Annotated in this window: 15 protein-coding genes; 6 read left to right on the top strand and 9 right to left on the bottom strand. The window is 67.3% G+C overall.

Going from position 1 to position 14336, the window contains the following annotated elements:
* Window positions 1-18: 18 nt before the first annotated feature.
* Window positions 19-1554 (bottom strand): sugar transferase, encoded by a 1536-nt coding sequence (locus tag CEX87_RS05860; protein WP_064396885.1) that lies wholly within the window; start codon window positions 1552-1554, stop codon window positions 19-21.
* Between the two features lie 123 nt (window positions 1555-1677).
* Complete coding sequence (locus tag CEX87_RS05855; RefSeq protein WP_064397401.1) at window positions 1678-2385, bottom strand: GAF domain-containing protein; 708 nt, start codon at window positions 2383-2385, stop codon at window positions 1678-1680.
* 177 nt (window positions 2386-2562) lie between these two features.
* Between CEX87_RS05855 and CEX87_RS05850 the strand changes: the two genes are divergently transcribed.
* Window positions 2563-3324 (top strand): flagellar assembly protein FliH, encoded by a 762-nt coding sequence (locus CEX87_RS05850; RefSeq protein ID WP_064396891.1) that lies wholly within the window; start codon window positions 2563-2565, stop codon window positions 3322-3324.
* Window positions 3325-3331: 7 nt separating this feature from the next.
* Here the strand turns inward: CEX87_RS05850 and CEX87_RS05845 are convergent, their stop codons facing one another.
* From CEX87_RS05845 to CEX87_RS05830, 4 genes are read right to left on the bottom strand one after another with little or no spacing between them, the layout of a single operon-like run.
* On the bottom strand, window positions 3332-5020 hold the full coding sequence (locus CEX87_RS05845; RefSeq protein ID WP_064396894.1) for a cation:proton antiporter: 1689 nt from the start codon (window positions 5018-5020) through the stop codon (window positions 3332-3334).
* A 50-nt stretch (window positions 5021-5070) separates the two neighbouring features.
* Window positions 5071-5877, bottom strand: a complete 807-nt coding sequence (locus CEX87_RS05840; protein WP_064396897.1) for an Fpg/Nei family DNA glycosylase — start codon at window positions 5875-5877, stop codon at window positions 5071-5073.
* A gap of 2 nt (window positions 5878-5879) precedes the next feature.
* Window positions 5880-6353 carry a ribose-5-phosphate isomerase gene (locus CEX87_RS05835; RefSeq protein WP_064397403.1) on the bottom strand — a complete coding sequence of 158 codons (474 nt, stop codon included), beginning with the start codon at window positions 6351-6353 and terminating at the stop codon, window positions 5880-5882.
* 44 nt (window positions 6354-6397) lie between these two features.
* Window positions 6398-7006 carry a mycothiol-dependent nitroreductase Rv2466c family protein gene (locus CEX87_RS05830; RefSeq protein WP_094286342.1) on the bottom strand — a complete coding sequence of 203 codons (609 nt, stop codon included), beginning with the start codon at window positions 7004-7006 and terminating at the stop codon, window positions 6398-6400.
* A 189-nt stretch (window positions 7007-7195) separates the two neighbouring features.
* Between CEX87_RS05830 and CEX87_RS05825 the strand changes: the two genes are divergently transcribed.
* The 3 genes from CEX87_RS05825 (at window position 7196) to CEX87_RS05815 (ending at window position 10661) form a co-directional block, all read left to right on the top strand.
* The gene (locus tag CEX87_RS05825; RefSeq protein WP_198957160.1) at window positions 7196-7579 is read left to right on the top strand and encodes a DUF732 domain-containing protein; all 384 of its coding nucleotides are present in this window, start codon (window positions 7196-7198) and stop codon (window positions 7577-7579) included.
* A 50-nt stretch (window positions 7580-7629) separates the two neighbouring features.
* Complete coding sequence (gene pepN / locus CEX87_RS05820) at window positions 7630-10215, top strand: aminopeptidase N (protein WP_094286340.1); 2586 nt, start codon at window positions 7630-7632, stop codon at window positions 10213-10215.
* A 95-nt stretch (window positions 10216-10310) separates the two neighbouring features.
* Entirely contained in the window at window positions 10311-10661 is a 351-nt protein-coding gene (locus CEX87_RS05815; RefSeq protein WP_064419657.1) for an HNH endonuclease, read from the top strand.
* A gap of 86 nt (window positions 10662-10747) precedes the next feature.
* Here CEX87_RS05815 and CEX87_RS05810 read toward each other — a convergent pair whose 3' ends face one another.
* From CEX87_RS05810 to CEX87_RS05800, 3 genes are read right to left on the bottom strand one after another with little or no spacing between them, the layout of a single operon-like run.
* Window positions 10748-11233: a DUF5130 domain-containing protein gene (locus tag CEX87_RS05810; protein ID WP_064419658.1), complete on the bottom strand. Its 486-nt coding sequence runs from the start codon at window positions 11231-11233 to the stop codon at window positions 10748-10750.
* Window positions 11220-11504 carry an aa3-type cytochrome oxidase subunit CtaJ gene (gene ctaJ / locus CEX87_RS05805; RefSeq protein ID WP_174522786.1) on the bottom strand — a complete coding sequence of 95 codons (285 nt, stop codon included), beginning with the start codon at window positions 11502-11504 and terminating at the stop codon, window positions 11220-11222. The genes CEX87_RS05810 and ctaJ overlap by 14 nt, the downstream gene beginning before the upstream one ends.
* Window positions 11505-11529: 25 nt before the next feature.
* A complete protein-coding gene (locus tag CEX87_RS05800) occupies window positions 11530-12198 on the bottom strand; it encodes an HNH endonuclease (protein ID WP_064396907.1) in 669 nt (222 codons plus the stop codon).
* Window positions 12199-12329: 131 nt separating this feature from the next.
* On the opposite strand from CEX87_RS05800, the gene CEX87_RS05795 reads away from it, so the two are divergent.
* Together CEX87_RS05795 and CEX87_RS05790 are read left to right on the top strand one after the other, a co-directional pair.
* Window positions 12330-12734: a globin gene (locus CEX87_RS05795; protein WP_165593302.1), complete on the top strand. Its 405-nt coding sequence runs from the start codon at window positions 12330-12332 to the stop codon at window positions 12732-12734.
* Window positions 12734-14299: a glycoside hydrolase family 13 protein gene (locus CEX87_RS05790; protein WP_094286336.1), complete on the top strand. Its 1566-nt coding sequence runs from the start codon at window positions 12734-12736 to the stop codon at window positions 14297-14299. Before CEX87_RS05795 ends, CEX87_RS05790 begins: the two co-directional genes overlap by 1 nt.
* The last annotated feature ends 37 nt before the right edge of the window (window positions 14300-14336 follow it).

Genomic DNA, 14336 nt, shown 5'->3' with positions numbered 1-14336 from the left:
CGGGTCGCCGAATTGTTCCTACTCTGCGGGTTTCAGCACCGCAAGCACAGTCAGGACCAGGATTTTGAAATCGAGCAGAAGCGACCAGTTCTCGATGTAGTAGTTGTCGAATTCCGCCCGGTCGGCGATCGAGGTCTGGCCCCGAAGTCCGTGCACCTGGGCCCAACCGGTGATGCCCGCCTTCACTCGGTGGCGGTCGCCGTAGCGTCGCACCTGCATCTCGAACAGTTCGACGAACTCCGGTCGCTCGGGGCGCGGGCCCACCAGCGTCATGTCCCCGCGCACCACGTTGACCAGTTGGGGTAATTCGTCGAGGGATGCCTTGCGCATGAACTTGCCGATCGCAGTGCGCCGGTCGTCGCCTTCCACTCCCCCGGGCGCCGAACCGTCCTTCAACGCGAACGCTTTCGTGGCCGCGCCGACGGGTCGCATGCTGCGAAACTTCAGGCAGTCGAAGACCTTGCCGTCGCGTCCGACGCGTTCCTGACGGAAATAGACAGGGCCTGGCGAACTCAGCTTCACCAGGATCGCCAGCGTGAGATACAGGGGCGAGATCACGATCAGCAGGACCGCGGCGATCAGTCGGCCCAAGGCATGCTTGACGGCGAACTGCCACCCCTTCGGGTCCGTGTGGGAGAGCACCAGCAGCGGGATGCCACCGAGGTGCTCGACGTAGGTTGCGCCGCCGATGACGTCCATCAATCGAGGCACGACGCGCACGCGCAGGCCCAGGTTGTGGGCCAACTGGGCGCTGAGGGCCAGCTCGTCGTCGGGAGTCGACGACGGCGCCACGATGAGCTCCTTGGCGCCCGTGGCCTGAGCGGCGACTTCGAGGTTGGCGGTGGATCCGTAGTACGGCACGTCGGCCAATTCCGCGGCGCTCGGACGAGTGTCGTCGAGCACCCCGACGGGGTGCAGACCGTAGTCGGGGATCTGACGCATCCGTGTGATGAGCTGATGGGCGAACGGACCGGAACCGATGATCAGCGCCGACGATCCGAAGCCGTGCCTTCGCCGAAGGTAGCGCTCGGCCAACGATCGGATGAGACGGTTCGCAGGCAGCAGGATGGCCGCACAGACCCAGATGCGGATGGCCAATTCGCTTGGGCGGACGTACTCCACGACCACCGAGCCGGTCGGAAATGGGGGTACGAGCACAAGCATGACGGTGAGTGTCGCCAGCGCAGATACCGCTACCGAGGTTTCGACGGGTTCGAAGTCGTCGAGGAAGCTGTGGCCGAGCTTGCGCTTGTACATCGATCGGGTGTGCATGATCACCAGGAGGATCGGCACGAAGAGCCACGAGATTGCGGAGATGTTCCGTTCATGAATCGGGCCCGGCGTCAGCCAAAGCGCTATCCCGACTGACCACGCCGCGGCCCAGACGTCCAAGCCGACAGTGAGCGCCACATAACCCGACTCGGCACGAAGGGTTTCGATCCAGCCGGACTTCCCACCGCGAGAAGTGGGTGACGGCACGGCCGTGAGCTGCGGGACCGTAGTCCTGAGCCGAGGCTGCGAATCGCGGGTGGGCGATTTCGCGTCAGGCTGCATTCTCCCCCCGATGGAAACCCGACGTGCACAGAAGTGTCTGCGTCCGCAAACGTTGCCAGTCTAAGTCATGACGCCGAAGATCCAGCCAAATCGGGGAGCCGAACGGCCCGCTCATCGCTGTGGCTAGGAGCCCGAGTGGAACATGCGTTCTGCGGCGAGCGCGGCGAGGTCGCTGAGCACCTGAAGATGACCCGTACTCCACAGGCGTGGCTTGGTGTCGTACACGCACAGTGTCCCAACGGCATTGCCCGCTTCGTCCATCAGCGGTATGCCGAGGTAGGCCACCACCGTCCCGTCCCGCACCGCGGGATGCTGCTTGAAAGTCGGATCGGCCCGCGCGTCCTCCAGGATCAGCGGCGCGCCATTGGCCACCGCGTACTGACACACCGAGCGCTCGATCGGTGTCTGCCGATCCTCCGGTGAGGTGCTTTCTTGACCGACGGCACTTTTGAAGAACTGTCGATCGACGTCGACAAGCGACACCATCGCGAAGGGAGTGTCGAGCGCTTCGGCCGCGGCCCGGGTGATCCGGTCGTAGATAACCTCCGGCGGCGAGTCCAGCAAGCCGGTGTCGTGCAGGGCGGCAAGTCGGTCAGGGTCGGCAATGACGGCCGACACGTCTGGCATCGCCTCCTCGTCGAGCACGCCCACCGCGGCAAGATGAGTTTGCAGGTCGGCGATGTTCGGATCGTTGGCGCGCCTCAAATCGGTGGCCATTTGCGCCGCAACCGCACGGGCAACGTACGTGTCGACGCTCTCGCCTGCCTCACGCGCATGCTGTTCGAGCAGGCGGTTAAGGAAGTCGTCGAATCTGCGTACCCACCGCGTCACCCAGTTCACGGTACGCAAATTGACGCCCGAACGAAAATCGGGGGCCCGGTTGACCGGGTTTGCCCGAGACCGCCACGGACCGCCACGGTACAGCGCACCGACGGACAACGCGCGTGACCGCCCGGCCACACCGTCCGCGATCCGGTTTTCGCGTTCACGCTGGGTACGCTGGGCGCTATGAACGGTGTTCTGCTCGTTCTCGTCGTCCTGGTCATCGTCGCTCTCGGCGTCGTGGCCTACGCCGCGATGAGGGCTTCTGACCGGCGCAAGGCCGCCTCGCTCGAGGACGCGAAAGCCGACGCCCGCCGCGTCATCGAACGTCTCGGCGGTCAGGTGATCGGCCTGACCGGTAACGACGACGCGTCGAAGCAGGCGCTGGCCGACGCGTCCGAGCGCTACACCGCTGCCGGGTCGCAGATCGACCAGGCCAACACCGCCAAGCAGGCGTTGCTCGCCAAGGAGAGCGCGCTCGAGGGCCTCTACTACGTACGCGCCGCTCGCGTCGCGATGGGCATGGATCCCGGCCCCGAACTCGAAACGCTCGCCGGCCAGCGGTCAGCGGGCACGGTGACCGAGGAGCGCAAGGTCGAATTCGAGGGCCGCGAGATCGAGGCCTCGCCGACGCCATCCGAGCGCACCCCGAACTACTACCCCGGCGGCCGGGTCGCGGGTCGGCCGGTGCCTGCGGGTTGGTATTCCGAGCCGTGGTGGAAGCCAGCGCTCGTCGCCGGCGCCTGGGGCCTGGGCTCGGTGCTGCTGTTCGACGCGTTGTTCTCCGGCATGCACGGCAGCGGCTATGAACAAGGCTTCGCCCAGGGATACGACCAGGGGCTCGACCAAGGCCAGGATCCCGGAGGCGACTGGGGCGGTGACGGCGGCGGCGACTGGGGCGGCGGCGGTGACATCGGCGGCGGCTTCGGCGATTTCGGCGGCTTCTGACCTTCTGCTACAGCCGGCTCTCCAGACGCGCCGACACCCCGGCCTCCTGTAGGTCGAGCCGTTCGAGCATCGCGCGGACCGCCTCGTCTTCGATGCGGCCCTCGTCGCGTTCGGCGATCAGCGCGGCGCGCTGGTGGGTGAGCACGTCGCGGTACAGCGCGGCGAACACCTCGGAGCGCTTCGTATGCGCCTCGGGGTCCGGCATCTCGTCGGCGTCCTGCGAGTGCCGGGCGATGGTCGCCTCGATCTCGGCGGCCACGCGAGAGCTCAGCCCCGCAGGCGGATTGGCCCGAAAGTCGGCCAGCACCCGATCGGCGGCGTCGTGCACGACGCGTTCGGCCTTGAGTTCCTCCTCGCGATCGACCGCGTGATCGTCGGAGAACCGCGAAATGTGCAGCCGCCGGATCAGGATCGGCAGCGTCGAGCCTTGAAGCAGCAGCGTGCCGACGCTGACCACGAACGCGATGGCCTGAATGGTGGCCCGCTCGGGAAACGGCTCGCCGGTGACCGTCGTCGCCGGAATGGCCGCGGCCGCAGCCAAAGTCACCACCCCGCGCATCCCCGTCCACGACACGACCACGTTCTCCCGCCAGGACAGCGACCGCCGGTCGACGCGTGACCGCCACTTACCCGGCGGGTTGTTGCGCCGCCTGGTTCCCAGCGCACCGCGACCTCCGCCTGCCGGTACGGGAACGCTCAACCGCGTCTCGACGTGCTGGGACAGCTTGTTGCGCCCGAAGATGGCGAACACCGACAGCGGCCGGATCACCAAGACGATGACCAGCACGACCAGCGACGCCACAGCGACCTCGGCCAGCGACTCGTGCGCCTCCTGCAGGTCCTCGAGCACGAAGCGCAGATGCAACCCGATGTAGGCGAACACGAACGCCTCGAGCAACACGTCGACGGAGTTCCACACATACCGTTCCTGCAGCCGGGTCTGGTACCCGGCCGACAGCGTGCCGTTGGCCACCACGAAGCCGGCGACGACGACGGCCAACACCCCCGATGCGTGCAATTCCTCGGCGACGATGAACGCCGCGAACGGCACCACGAGGCCCTGCACCGTCTCCAATCCCGGATTGGCCAGTCGCCTGCGGATCCACAGCGTCACGTACCCGAGCAGCGCGCCCACGATCGGCCCGACGACGGCGCTGTAGCCGAACAACAGCAACGGGTTGTGGATGAAGATGTGTCCGCCGGTGACCTGCACCACCGCGATCGAGAACAGGGTCAGCGCAGCGGCGTCGTTGATCAGGCTCTCTCCGGTCAGGATCGCCATCACCCGCCTCGGCAGGCCCAGCTTGCGTCCGACAGCGACCGCGGTCACCGCGTCCGGCGGCGCCACGATCGCGCCCAGCACCAGGGCCGTGGCGAACGTCAGGGGCACCACCACCAGCCACGCCGAGGCCGCCACCGCGAATGCGGTCACCACGACCAGCCCGACGCCGAGGCCCAGGATCGGCCTGATGTTGCGCAGGAACGTCGGGAACGAGAAGTTCAGCGCCGCCGAGTACAGCAGCGGCGGCAACACCACCGTCAGGAGGATGTGCGAATCCAGTTCGGGTGGCTCGAAATCCGGCAGAAACGACACAGCGGCGCCGATGATGACGATGACCAGGGCCGGTTCGAGGCCGCGCCGGTGTGCGACAGCGGTGACGACGATGGCTCCGACGACGACGAGAATCAACTCCACGCGCCGATTGTCGCGCAGGAGCGCCCGTCACGTTGACCCAGCCGCGGTGCCTACGTCTGGTCGGTGGGGCACCAGAACAGGTTGCGGCCTTCCATCACCTTCGTGCGGATCTCGGTGCCGCACAGCCGGCACGGCTCGCCCGCCCGCCGATAGACGTAGGTGCGGGGCCGTCCGGGCCCGTACGAGGGCAGCCCGTGGTCGTCCTCGGGGCGGATCGTGTGGATCTTGCCGCGCCGCAACCCGATCCGCATCAACGCGACGAGGTCGGTCCACATCGCGTCGAACTCGTCCTCGTCGATGCGGATGCCCGGCCGGTGCGGGTCGATGCCGTGCCGAAAGAGCAACTCGTTGCGATACACGTTGCCGACCCCGGCGATCACCGTTTGGTCCATCAGCAGCGCCCCGATCGGCCTGCGCGACTTCCGGATTCGGGCCCACGCCAGCGATCCGTCGGCGTCACGGCGAAGCGGATCGGGTCCCAGCCGGTCGATGACGTCGGCGATCTCCGGTTCGGCGAGCACCTCACACACCGTCGGCCCCCGAAGGTCGGTGCCGTACTCAGCGCCGATCATCCGCATCCGGACCTGTCCCACCGGCGGCGGTGGTGCCGTCCCCGCAGGCAGCGCCCACTCGGTGAACGTGCCGTACAACCCGAGATGCACATGCACCACCCGGCCACCTTCGTAGTGGTGGAACAGATGCTTGCCGTAGGCGGTGGCCTTCTTGAGCACCCGCCCGTCGACGGCGGCGGCGCCGTCGGCGAACCTGCCCTGCGGGCTGGACACCATCACCGGTGCCCGAGCGAAGCGCCGCTGGTGCAACCGGGCGAGCCTGTGCAGAGTGTGGCCTTCCGGCATCCCTAGGCGCCGGGCACCGGGGGCGCGACGTGGGTGCGTTCGTACTCAGTGAGGATGTCGATACGACGTTGGTGCCGTTCGGCTTCCGACCACGGGGTGCTCACGAACGCGTCGACGATCGCGAGCGCCTCCTCGACGGTGTGCATGCGCCCGCCGATGCCGATCAGCTGGGCGTTGTTGTGCTCGCGTGCGAGTTTGGCGGTCTCGATGCTCCACGCCAGCGCGCAGCGTGCGCCGGGGACCTTGTTGGCCGCGATCTGCTCGCCGTTGCCCGAGCCGCCGAGCACGATGCCGAGGCTGCCCGGATCGCCGACGGTCCGCTGCGCGGCAGCGATACAGAACGCGGGATAGTCATCGTCGGGGTCGTTGACGAACGCCCCGCAATCGATCGGCTCGTGCCCGGAACTGCGCAGGTGCTCGACGATGGCCTGCTTGAGGTCGAAGCCGGCGTGATCGGCTCCCAGGTAGACGCGCATGGCCGTCATTGTGGCAGACGCCGTCGGCCCGACCCGGGCCCCGCTCAGTCGAATTCCGGCGACTCCGTGCGGGTGCGCTTGAGCTCCCAGAAGTGCGGATAGGACGCGAAGGTCACCGAGGCGTCCCACAGCTCGCCCGCCTCTTCGCCGCGCGGGATTCGCGACAGCACGGGTCCGAAGAAGGCGACACCGTTGACATGGATGGTCGGCGTGCCCACGTCCTCGCCGACGGGGTCCATGCCCTCGTGGTGGCTCTTGCGCAGCGCCTCGTCGTACTTGTCGGTGGTGGCGGCCTCGGCCAGTTCGGCGGGTAGTCCGACCTCGGCGAGCGACTCCTTGATCACCACGTCGAAATCCTGGTTGCCCTGGTTGTGGATGCGGGTTCCCATCGCGGTGTACAGCCCGCCGAGGACCTCGCGACCCTTGGCCTGTTCGGCGGCGATGGCGACCCGCACCGGCCCCCACGCCTTCTTCATCGCCTCCTGGTACTCCTCGGGCAGGTCGCGGCCCTCGTTGAGCACCGCGAGGCTCATCACCCGGAAGCTCACGTCGATGTCGCGGACCTTCTCGACCTCGAGGATCCAGCGCGAGGTGATCCAGCACCACGGGCACAGCGGGTCGAACCAGAGTTCTGCGACGGACTTCTCGGACATGGGCGAATCCTTCCGGGCGCGGGGTGGGCAGAGTCCATTCCTGACAACTGCGGTCGCGCTTGGAGTGTTCCCCCGCGGCGGCGCCTATAGCGGCCCACTTCGCAGGCCGCGATATGAGAAACGCCTAAGAGTGCAAACGGTGATCGAACCGTGTTCCTGATGTGACCAATGTGAAGAATCGTTACCGAAGTGAATAAACCTGTTGATCTTCGAGTACGCGCTCTGGCGTTGGGGGTCGGTCTGGCGGCGGTCGCGACGACGTTCGCCGCACCGGCCCAAGCCGACACGACCGACGACGGTTTCCTGGCCGCACTTCGCGGCGCAGGCATGTCCGTCGACAACCCCGTGAACATGGTCGCGCTCGGGGAATCCGTCTGCCCGATGCTCGTCGAACCGGGCAAGAACCTCGCCAAGGTGTACACGCAGGTGTCCGACAACGGCATCCCGCCGGACATCGCGGCCTTCTTCACCGGCATCGCGATCTCGATGTACTGCCCGCAGATGTTGGCGTCAGTGGGCAACGGCACCGTGATGGACTGGCTGCCCGCGGCGCGGGCCATCCCGGGTTTCTGACGCAGCACGTGCGACGCGCCCTCGGGCGACGCGGGCTATAGGTTGGTCGCGTGGCACTTCCCAACCTGACCCGTGACCAAGCCGTCGAACGCGCCGCTCTGGTCACCGTCGACAGCTACCGCGTCGAACTCGACCTGACCGACGGCACCGGCAAGCCCGGCGAGCGCACCTTCCGGTCCACCACGACCGTCGAATTCGACGCCCTTCCCGGCGCCGACACCTACATCGACATCGCGGCCGACACGATCCACAGCGCCACCCTCAACGGTCGCGAGATCGACGTGTCGGGCTATGACGAATCGACCGGCATCCCGCTGACGGGACTGGCCGCTCACAACGTCCTCGTCGTCGATGCCGATTGCCGATACTCCAATACCGGAGAGGGCCTGCACCGCTTCGTCGACCCCGTCGACGACGAGGTGTACCTGTATTCACAATTCGAAACCGCTGACGCCAAGCGGATGTTCGCGTGCTTCGACCAACCGGATCTCAAAGCGGCCTTCGACGTCACGGTGACAGCGCCGTCGCACTGGGAGGTCGTGTCCAACGGCGCCACCGTCAGCGTCGAGGACGCCGGTACAGCCAAGCGACACACCTTCGCCGCGACCCCACGGATGAGCACGTACCTGGTGGCGCTCGTCGCGGGCCCGTATGCGCGCTGGGACGACGTCTACAGCGACGACCACGGCGACATTCCGCTGGGGTTGTTCTGCCGCAAGACCCTGGCCGAGTTCATGGACGCCGAACGGCTGTTCACCGAGACCAAGCAGGGATTCGGCTTCTACCACAACAACTTCGGCATCCCGTATGCGTTCGGTAAGTACGACCAGCTGTTCGTACCGGAGTTCAACGCCGGCGCGATGGAGAATGCCGGGGCGGTGACGTTTCTCGAGGACTACGTCTTCCGCAGCAAGGTGACCCGAGCCTCCTACGAACGGCGCGCCGAGACCGTCCTGCACGAGATGGCGCACATGTGGTTCGGCGACCTGGTCACCATGCAGTGGTGGGATGACCTGTGGCTCAACGAGTCTTTCGCAACGTTCGCCTCGGTGCTGTGCCAGGCAGAAGCCACCGAGTACACCGAGGCGTGGACGACGTTCGCGAACGTGGAGAAGTCGTGGGCGTACCGTCAGGACCAACTGCCCTCCACCCATCCCGTCGCCGCCGACATCCCCGATCTGGCGGCCGTCGAGGTGAACTTCGACGGGATCACCTACGCCAAGGGCGCCAGCGTCCTCAAGCAACTGGTCGCCTACGTCGGCGAGGAGGAGTTTCTCTCCGGCCTGCGCGACTACTTCCGCGACCACGCGTTCGGCAACGCCACATTCGGTGACCTGCTGGGCGCGCTGGAGAAGGCCTCGGGGCGCGACCTGTCGGGATGGGGACAGCAGTGGCTCAAGACGACGGGGCTCAACACGCTGCGACCCGACTTCGACCTCGACGCCGAGGGCCGGTTCACCCGGTTCGCCATCGACCAGAGCGGGGCTGCGCCCGGCGCCGGTGAGACCCGGGTGCATCGCCTCGCGGTCGGAATCTACGACGACGACGGCTCCGGCAAGCTGGTGCGGGTGCATCGCGAGGAACTCGACATCGAGGGTTCGAGCACGGACGTGCCTGCGCTGCACGGTGTTCCACGCGGGAAGATGATCCTGGTCAACGACGACGACCTGACGTACTGCTCGCTGCGGCTGGACCAGGATTCGCTGCAGACGGTGCTGACGCGCATCGCCGACATCGCCGAGCCGCTGCCGCGCACCCTCGCGTGGTCGGCGGCGTGGGAGATGACACGCGAGGCCGAGCTCAAGGCCCGCGACTTCGTGTCGTTGGTATGCGGCGGTGTGCACGCCGAGACCGAAGTCGGTGTGCTGCAACGGCTTCTGCTGCAGGCCCAGACGGCCCTGAACTCCTACGCCGACCCGGAGTGGGCGCGCTCGTCGGGCTGGCCCGAGTTCGCCGACCGGTTGCTCGACCTGGCCCGCGGCGCCGAGGGCGGCTCCGATCACCAACTGGCCTACGTCAACGCGCTGTGCGGATCGGTGCTCAGTCCGCGGCATGTGGAGGTGCTTTCGGCGCTGCTGGACGAAGACCCCGCGCTCAAGGGTCTGCCCGGTCTGGTCGTCGACACCGACTTGCGGTGGCGCATCGTGACCGCACTCGCCGCCGCGGGCGCCGTCGACTCCGAGGGCATGCAGACGCCGTTCATCGACGCCGAGGCCCAACGCGATCCGACCGCGGCGGGACGACGGCACGCCGCCGCAGCGTCGGCCGCGCGACCCGAACTGGCGGTCAAGGAAGCGGCGTGGGAGCAGGTGATCGAGGACGACACGCTGGCCAACATCACCGCGCGCGCGATCATCGGCGGCTTCGTTCAGCCCGGTCAGCAGGCGCTGCTGTCGCCGTTCCGCGAGAGGTACTTCGGCGCGATCGCGGGCGTGTGGCAGCGGCGGTCCAGCGAGGTCGCCCAGACCGTGGTCATCGGGTTGTACCCGGGGTGGGACATCAGCGAGGACGGGCTGGCCGCCGCCGACCAGTTCCTCGCCGACCCCGATGTGCCGCCCCCGCTACGGCGTCTGGTCATCGAGGGCCGAGCCGGCGTAGAGCGGTCCCTACGCGCCCGCGCCTTCGACGTCACCTGAGCACCTCCCCTTTTCGGCGCGAGCGACCGTGTCAGTACGCCGACACGCCGCGTCGGGCCGTACAAGAGCGGTCGCTCGCGGTGCATGCTGAGCGCGTGGCGGTCAGCAGAACTCGCCGGGCCAGGGCGGCCCGCAAGCGTAAGCGTCGACTCGGCGCCGTCGACAACGACCTCACGGCGCAACAGTGGCAAGCGTTGAAAGACGCGTGGAAGGGCTGCGCCTACTGCGGCGCGACGGATCGAGCGCTGCAACGCGACTGCGTCATGGCGATCTCCCGCGGCGGCCGGTACACCATCGACAACGTCGTACCGGCGTGCGCCTCGTGCAACACCAGCAAGTGCAACGACGAGGTCACCGCGTGGCTGCGGCGCAAGCGTCTCGACGAGCAGCGCTTCCTCGAGCGTTACGTCGAAATTCGTGCTGAGCTCGCACTCGATGCACAGTGACGCGCCCGCGAACGTGCGCATAACGCTGCTCTGGCGCGGCGTGTCGTGTTCAGACACGCACTCTCGCGCGACAACGGAGGGTGCGGTCAGGCCGGGGTGACGCCGGCGCTCATCACCCGCACCGCGCTGATCAACCCGTCCATCAGGTTGCCCTCTTTGAACGACGCCGCCGCCGCGGAGACGCCCAGCGGTGCGGCCTCTTCGATACCGCGCCCCTTGACGTCGGCGCCGTAGACCACCTCGATCGCGTGCTGATCGGGCGAGACGGCCAGCAGCACGGCGTTGTTCGGGGTGGGCACCTGAGCGAGGACCTCGCGCGCGGTGGCCGCGGTGTCGTCGCCGAGATCGCCGATGTACACCGCGAACCGGGCCTTCGAAGCCCGCGAGCCGTACTTGAGCGCGTCGTCGAGGAACACCAGGTCTTTGGTCGGGAAGGGGTAGTCCAACGACAGCTCACCAGGCTGCGTGACACCGGAGATCCGGCCGCTGGAGGTGACCACCCAACCCATCGGGAGGTCGGTGTGCTCGAGCGCGGCCCGATGGCCGGTTACCGCAACGTCACCACTTGCCACTGGCGCCGCCTCCAATCGTCACCGCGTTGGACTGGTGTTCACCCACGTTTCCGCCGTGGGCCGCCGAGTCGGCGGCCACACTGCGTCCGGTCGCGTGCCCGTGGTCGGCGGGCTCGTCGGACGCCCACAGGATCGGGGCGTGCTTCCAAGGGTCGGACATCTTGTAGCTCGCCGGGTGTGGGCCCTTCTTGCTCCAGATCATCAGGGCAAGCACAGCCGTCAGCCCGAGCGGCACCAAGGTCAATAGCAGGATTGTCGTTGTGGTGCTCACGTCGCAAACCGTATACCAGCCGCGTTTACGCCGCGCCCTCGCCCAGATATCGGACCCATGACGGGTCGAGTTCCTTGACGCTGGACAACAGCCGCCAGTGCTGGCCCTTCGGCGGAACGGGCACCGTGCGCAGCGACCACCCCAGCTCGGTGAGCAGCCGGTCGGCCTTGCGGTGATTGCACGACGAACAGGCCGCCACGCAGTTCTCCCACGAGTGCACTCCCCCGCGGCTGCGCGGAACCACATGGTCGACGGTGTCGGCCTTGCTCCCGCAGTAGGCGCAGCGAAACCGGTCGCGGTGCATCAACGCCGCGCGCGTCATCGGGATGCGCGCCCGGTACGGCACCCGGACGTAGGAGCGCAACCGGATGACCGAGGGCACCACGATCGATCGCGTCGCCGAGTGGATGACCGGCCCGCCGGGATCGTCATGCACGACGTCGGCCTTACCGCACATCAACATGATGACCGCCCGCCGCATGGGCAGAGCGGTCAACGGTTCGTAGGTGGAGTTCAGCAGCAGCACACGGCGACGACCCCAGATCGACCCCTCGGTGGTACTCGGCGGATGGATGTCGACGCTGTGGAGGACGCGTGCCTGCGCGCCCGGTACCACCGACCCGGCTAGGGCGGTCGCGGCACCGTGACTCCGCTGGCCGGCCCTTTTGGACGGGCCTTTCTTGCGATGCGCCATACGTCCTCCGTCCGACAGTTCACCACGGATTCCTGTGAATCGCACGACAATTCTCGACGTGTTCGCAGGTCAGTCAGGTGAACATCGGGTGGTGCGCCCGCCTGACCTGGTGAATCCAGCAACAAGGAACAATGGTCGGCGTGACACAGCCACAGAGGTCGTTCTATGACGAAGTCGGTGGCCACGAGACGTTCCGCGTGATCGTGGCGCGGTTCTACGAGTTGGTCCGCGAGGACGAGATCCTGCGTCCGCTCTACCCCGAGGAGGACCTCGGACCGGCCGAGGTGCGGCTGCGGATGTTCCTCGAGCAGTACTGGGGCGGCCCCCGCACCTACTCCGACCAGCGTGGGCATCCGCGGTTGAGGATGCGCCACGCCCCGTTCCGGATCGGCTACATCGAACGCGACGCGTGGCTGCGGTGTATGCACACCGCGGTCGCGGAGATCGACTCGGACACCCTCGACGACGAGCACCGCAAAGAGCTGCTGGCCTACCTCGAGATGGCCGCCCATTCGATGGTGAACGCGCCGTTCTGATGACGAATTCTTGGTGGTCTGACGCGCTGTTCTACCAGGTCTATCCGCGCTCGTTCCGCGACAGCAACGGTGACGGGGTCGGCGACCTCGACGGGGTGACATCCGGCCTGGACTATCTCGAGGCGCTCGGCGTCGACGCGATCTGGCTCAACCCGGTGATGGTCTCGCCGATGGCCGACAACGGCTACGACGTGGCCGACCCGCGCGACGTCGACCCTCTGTTCGGCGACCTGGCGGCGTTGGACCGGCTCACCGCCGCCGCCCATGACCTGGGCATGAAGGTGACGATGGACCTGGTGCCCAACCACACCAGCTCCGCGCATCCGTGGTTTCAGGCGGCTCTTGCCGCGAGCCCGGGCAGCCGGCAGCGCGAGCGCTACATCTTCCGCGACGGCACCGGGCCCGGCGGTTCGAAACCTCCCAACAACTGGCTGTCGGTGTTCGGTGGGCCTGCGTGGACCCAGGTGACCGAAGCCGACGGCAACCCCGGCCAGTGGTATCTGCACCTGTTCGACGCCGAGCAGCCCGACCTCAACTGGGAGAACCCCGAGGTCTTCGACGACCTCGAACGGACGCTGCGGTTCTGGCTCGACCGCGGCGTCGACGGCTTCCGCATCGACGTCGCGCACGGGATGGCCAAGCCGCCCGGGCTTCCCGACATGACGATTGTGGGACGCGAGATGCTGCTGGCCGAGATGGACGACGATCCCCGGTTCAACAACGACGGCGTGCACGAGATCCATCGCCGGATCCGGCGAGTGTTCGACGACTATCCGGAATCCGTTGCGATCGGCGAGGTCTGGGTCTACGACAACGAGCAGTTCGCACGCTACGTGCGTCCCGACGAACTGCATCTGGGCTTCAACTTCCGGCTCCTGCGCGCGGCGTTCGACGCCGCCGACATTCGTCACGCGATCGAGAACTCAATGGCCGCAGCCGAATTGGTGGACGCCATCCCGACGTGGACGCTGGCCAACCACGACGTCGACCGCGTGCCCACCCGCTACGGCGGCGGTGCCGTCGGCTTGGCCCGCGCCAAGGCGATGGCGCTGGTCATGCTGGCGCTGCCGGGGCCGGTGTTCATCTACAACGGTGAGGAATTGGGTCTGCCGAACGCCGACCTCCCCGACGAGGCGCTGCGCGACCCGGTGTGGGAGCGTTCCGGGCACACCCGCCGCGGGCGCGACGGCAGCAGGATTCCGATGCCGTGGGAGGGCGATGCGCCGCCGTTCGGGTTCTCCGACAACCCGGACACCTGGTTGCCGATCCCTCCGGAATGGTCGGCGCTGACGGTTGAGAAGCAGTTGGCGGATCCGTCGTCGACGCTGGCGTTATTCCGTCGCGCTTTAGAATTGCGTTCACAGCGTGCCGAATTCGACGGTTTGACGGTCGAGTGGCTGGACTCGCCCGCCGACAGCCTGGTGTTTCACCGCACCGGCGGGTTGGTGTGCGTGCTGAACGCCGGCTCGCGGCCGATACCGCTGCCGGAGGGTCAGGTGCTGCTGGCGAGCGCGGAGGTGTCCGACGGCGCCCTGCCGCCCGACAGCGCGGCGTGGTTGGTCTAGCGATGCGCGCTCGCGGTGGCGCGAGCGACCGGAAAAT

Source organism: Mycobacterium lehmannii, assembly GCF_002245535.1.
GTDB lineage: Bacteria > Actinomycetota > Actinomycetes > Mycobacteriales > Mycobacteriaceae > Mycobacterium > Mycobacterium lehmannii.
The sequence above is the reverse complement of the archived record's forward strand: the minus strand, read 5'-3'. Positions and strand labels throughout refer to the sequence as shown.

What these genes read in the sequence shown, in the direction of transcription:
- CEX87_RS05860 (WP_064396885.1), bottom strand. Translation starts at nt 1,554, where the DNA reads ATGCAGCCTGACGCGAAATCGCCCACCCGCGATTCGCAGCCTCGGCTC.
- CEX87_RS05850 (WP_064396891.1), top strand. Translation starts at nt 2,563, where the DNA reads ATGAACGGTGTTCTGCTCGTTCTCGTCGTCCTGGTCATCGTCGCTCTC.
- CEX87_RS05840 (WP_064396897.1), bottom strand. Translation starts at nt 5,877, where the DNA reads ATGCCGGAAGGCCACACTCTGCACAGGCTCGCCCGGTTGCACCAGCGG.
- CEX87_RS05835 (WP_064397403.1), bottom strand. Translation starts at nt 6,353, where the DNA reads ATGCGCGTCTACCTGGGAGCCGATCACGCCGGCTTCGACCTCAAGCAG.
- CEX87_RS05830 (WP_094286342.1), bottom strand. Translation starts at nt 7,006, where the DNA reads ATGTCCGAGAAGTCCGTCGCAGAACTCTGGTTCGACCCGCTGTGCCCG.
- CEX87_RS05800 (WP_064396907.1), bottom strand. Translation starts at nt 12,198, where the DNA reads ATGGCGCATCGCAAGAAAGGCCCGTCCAAAAGGGCCGGCCAGCGGAGT.
- CEX87_RS05795 (WP_165593302.1), top strand. Translation starts at nt 12,330, where the DNA reads ATGGTCGGCGTGACACAGCCACAGAGGTCGTTCTATGACGAAGTCGGT.
- CEX87_RS05790 (WP_094286336.1), top strand. Translation starts at nt 12,734, where the DNA reads ATGACGAATTCTTGGTGGTCTGACGCGCTGTTCTACCAGGTCTATCCG.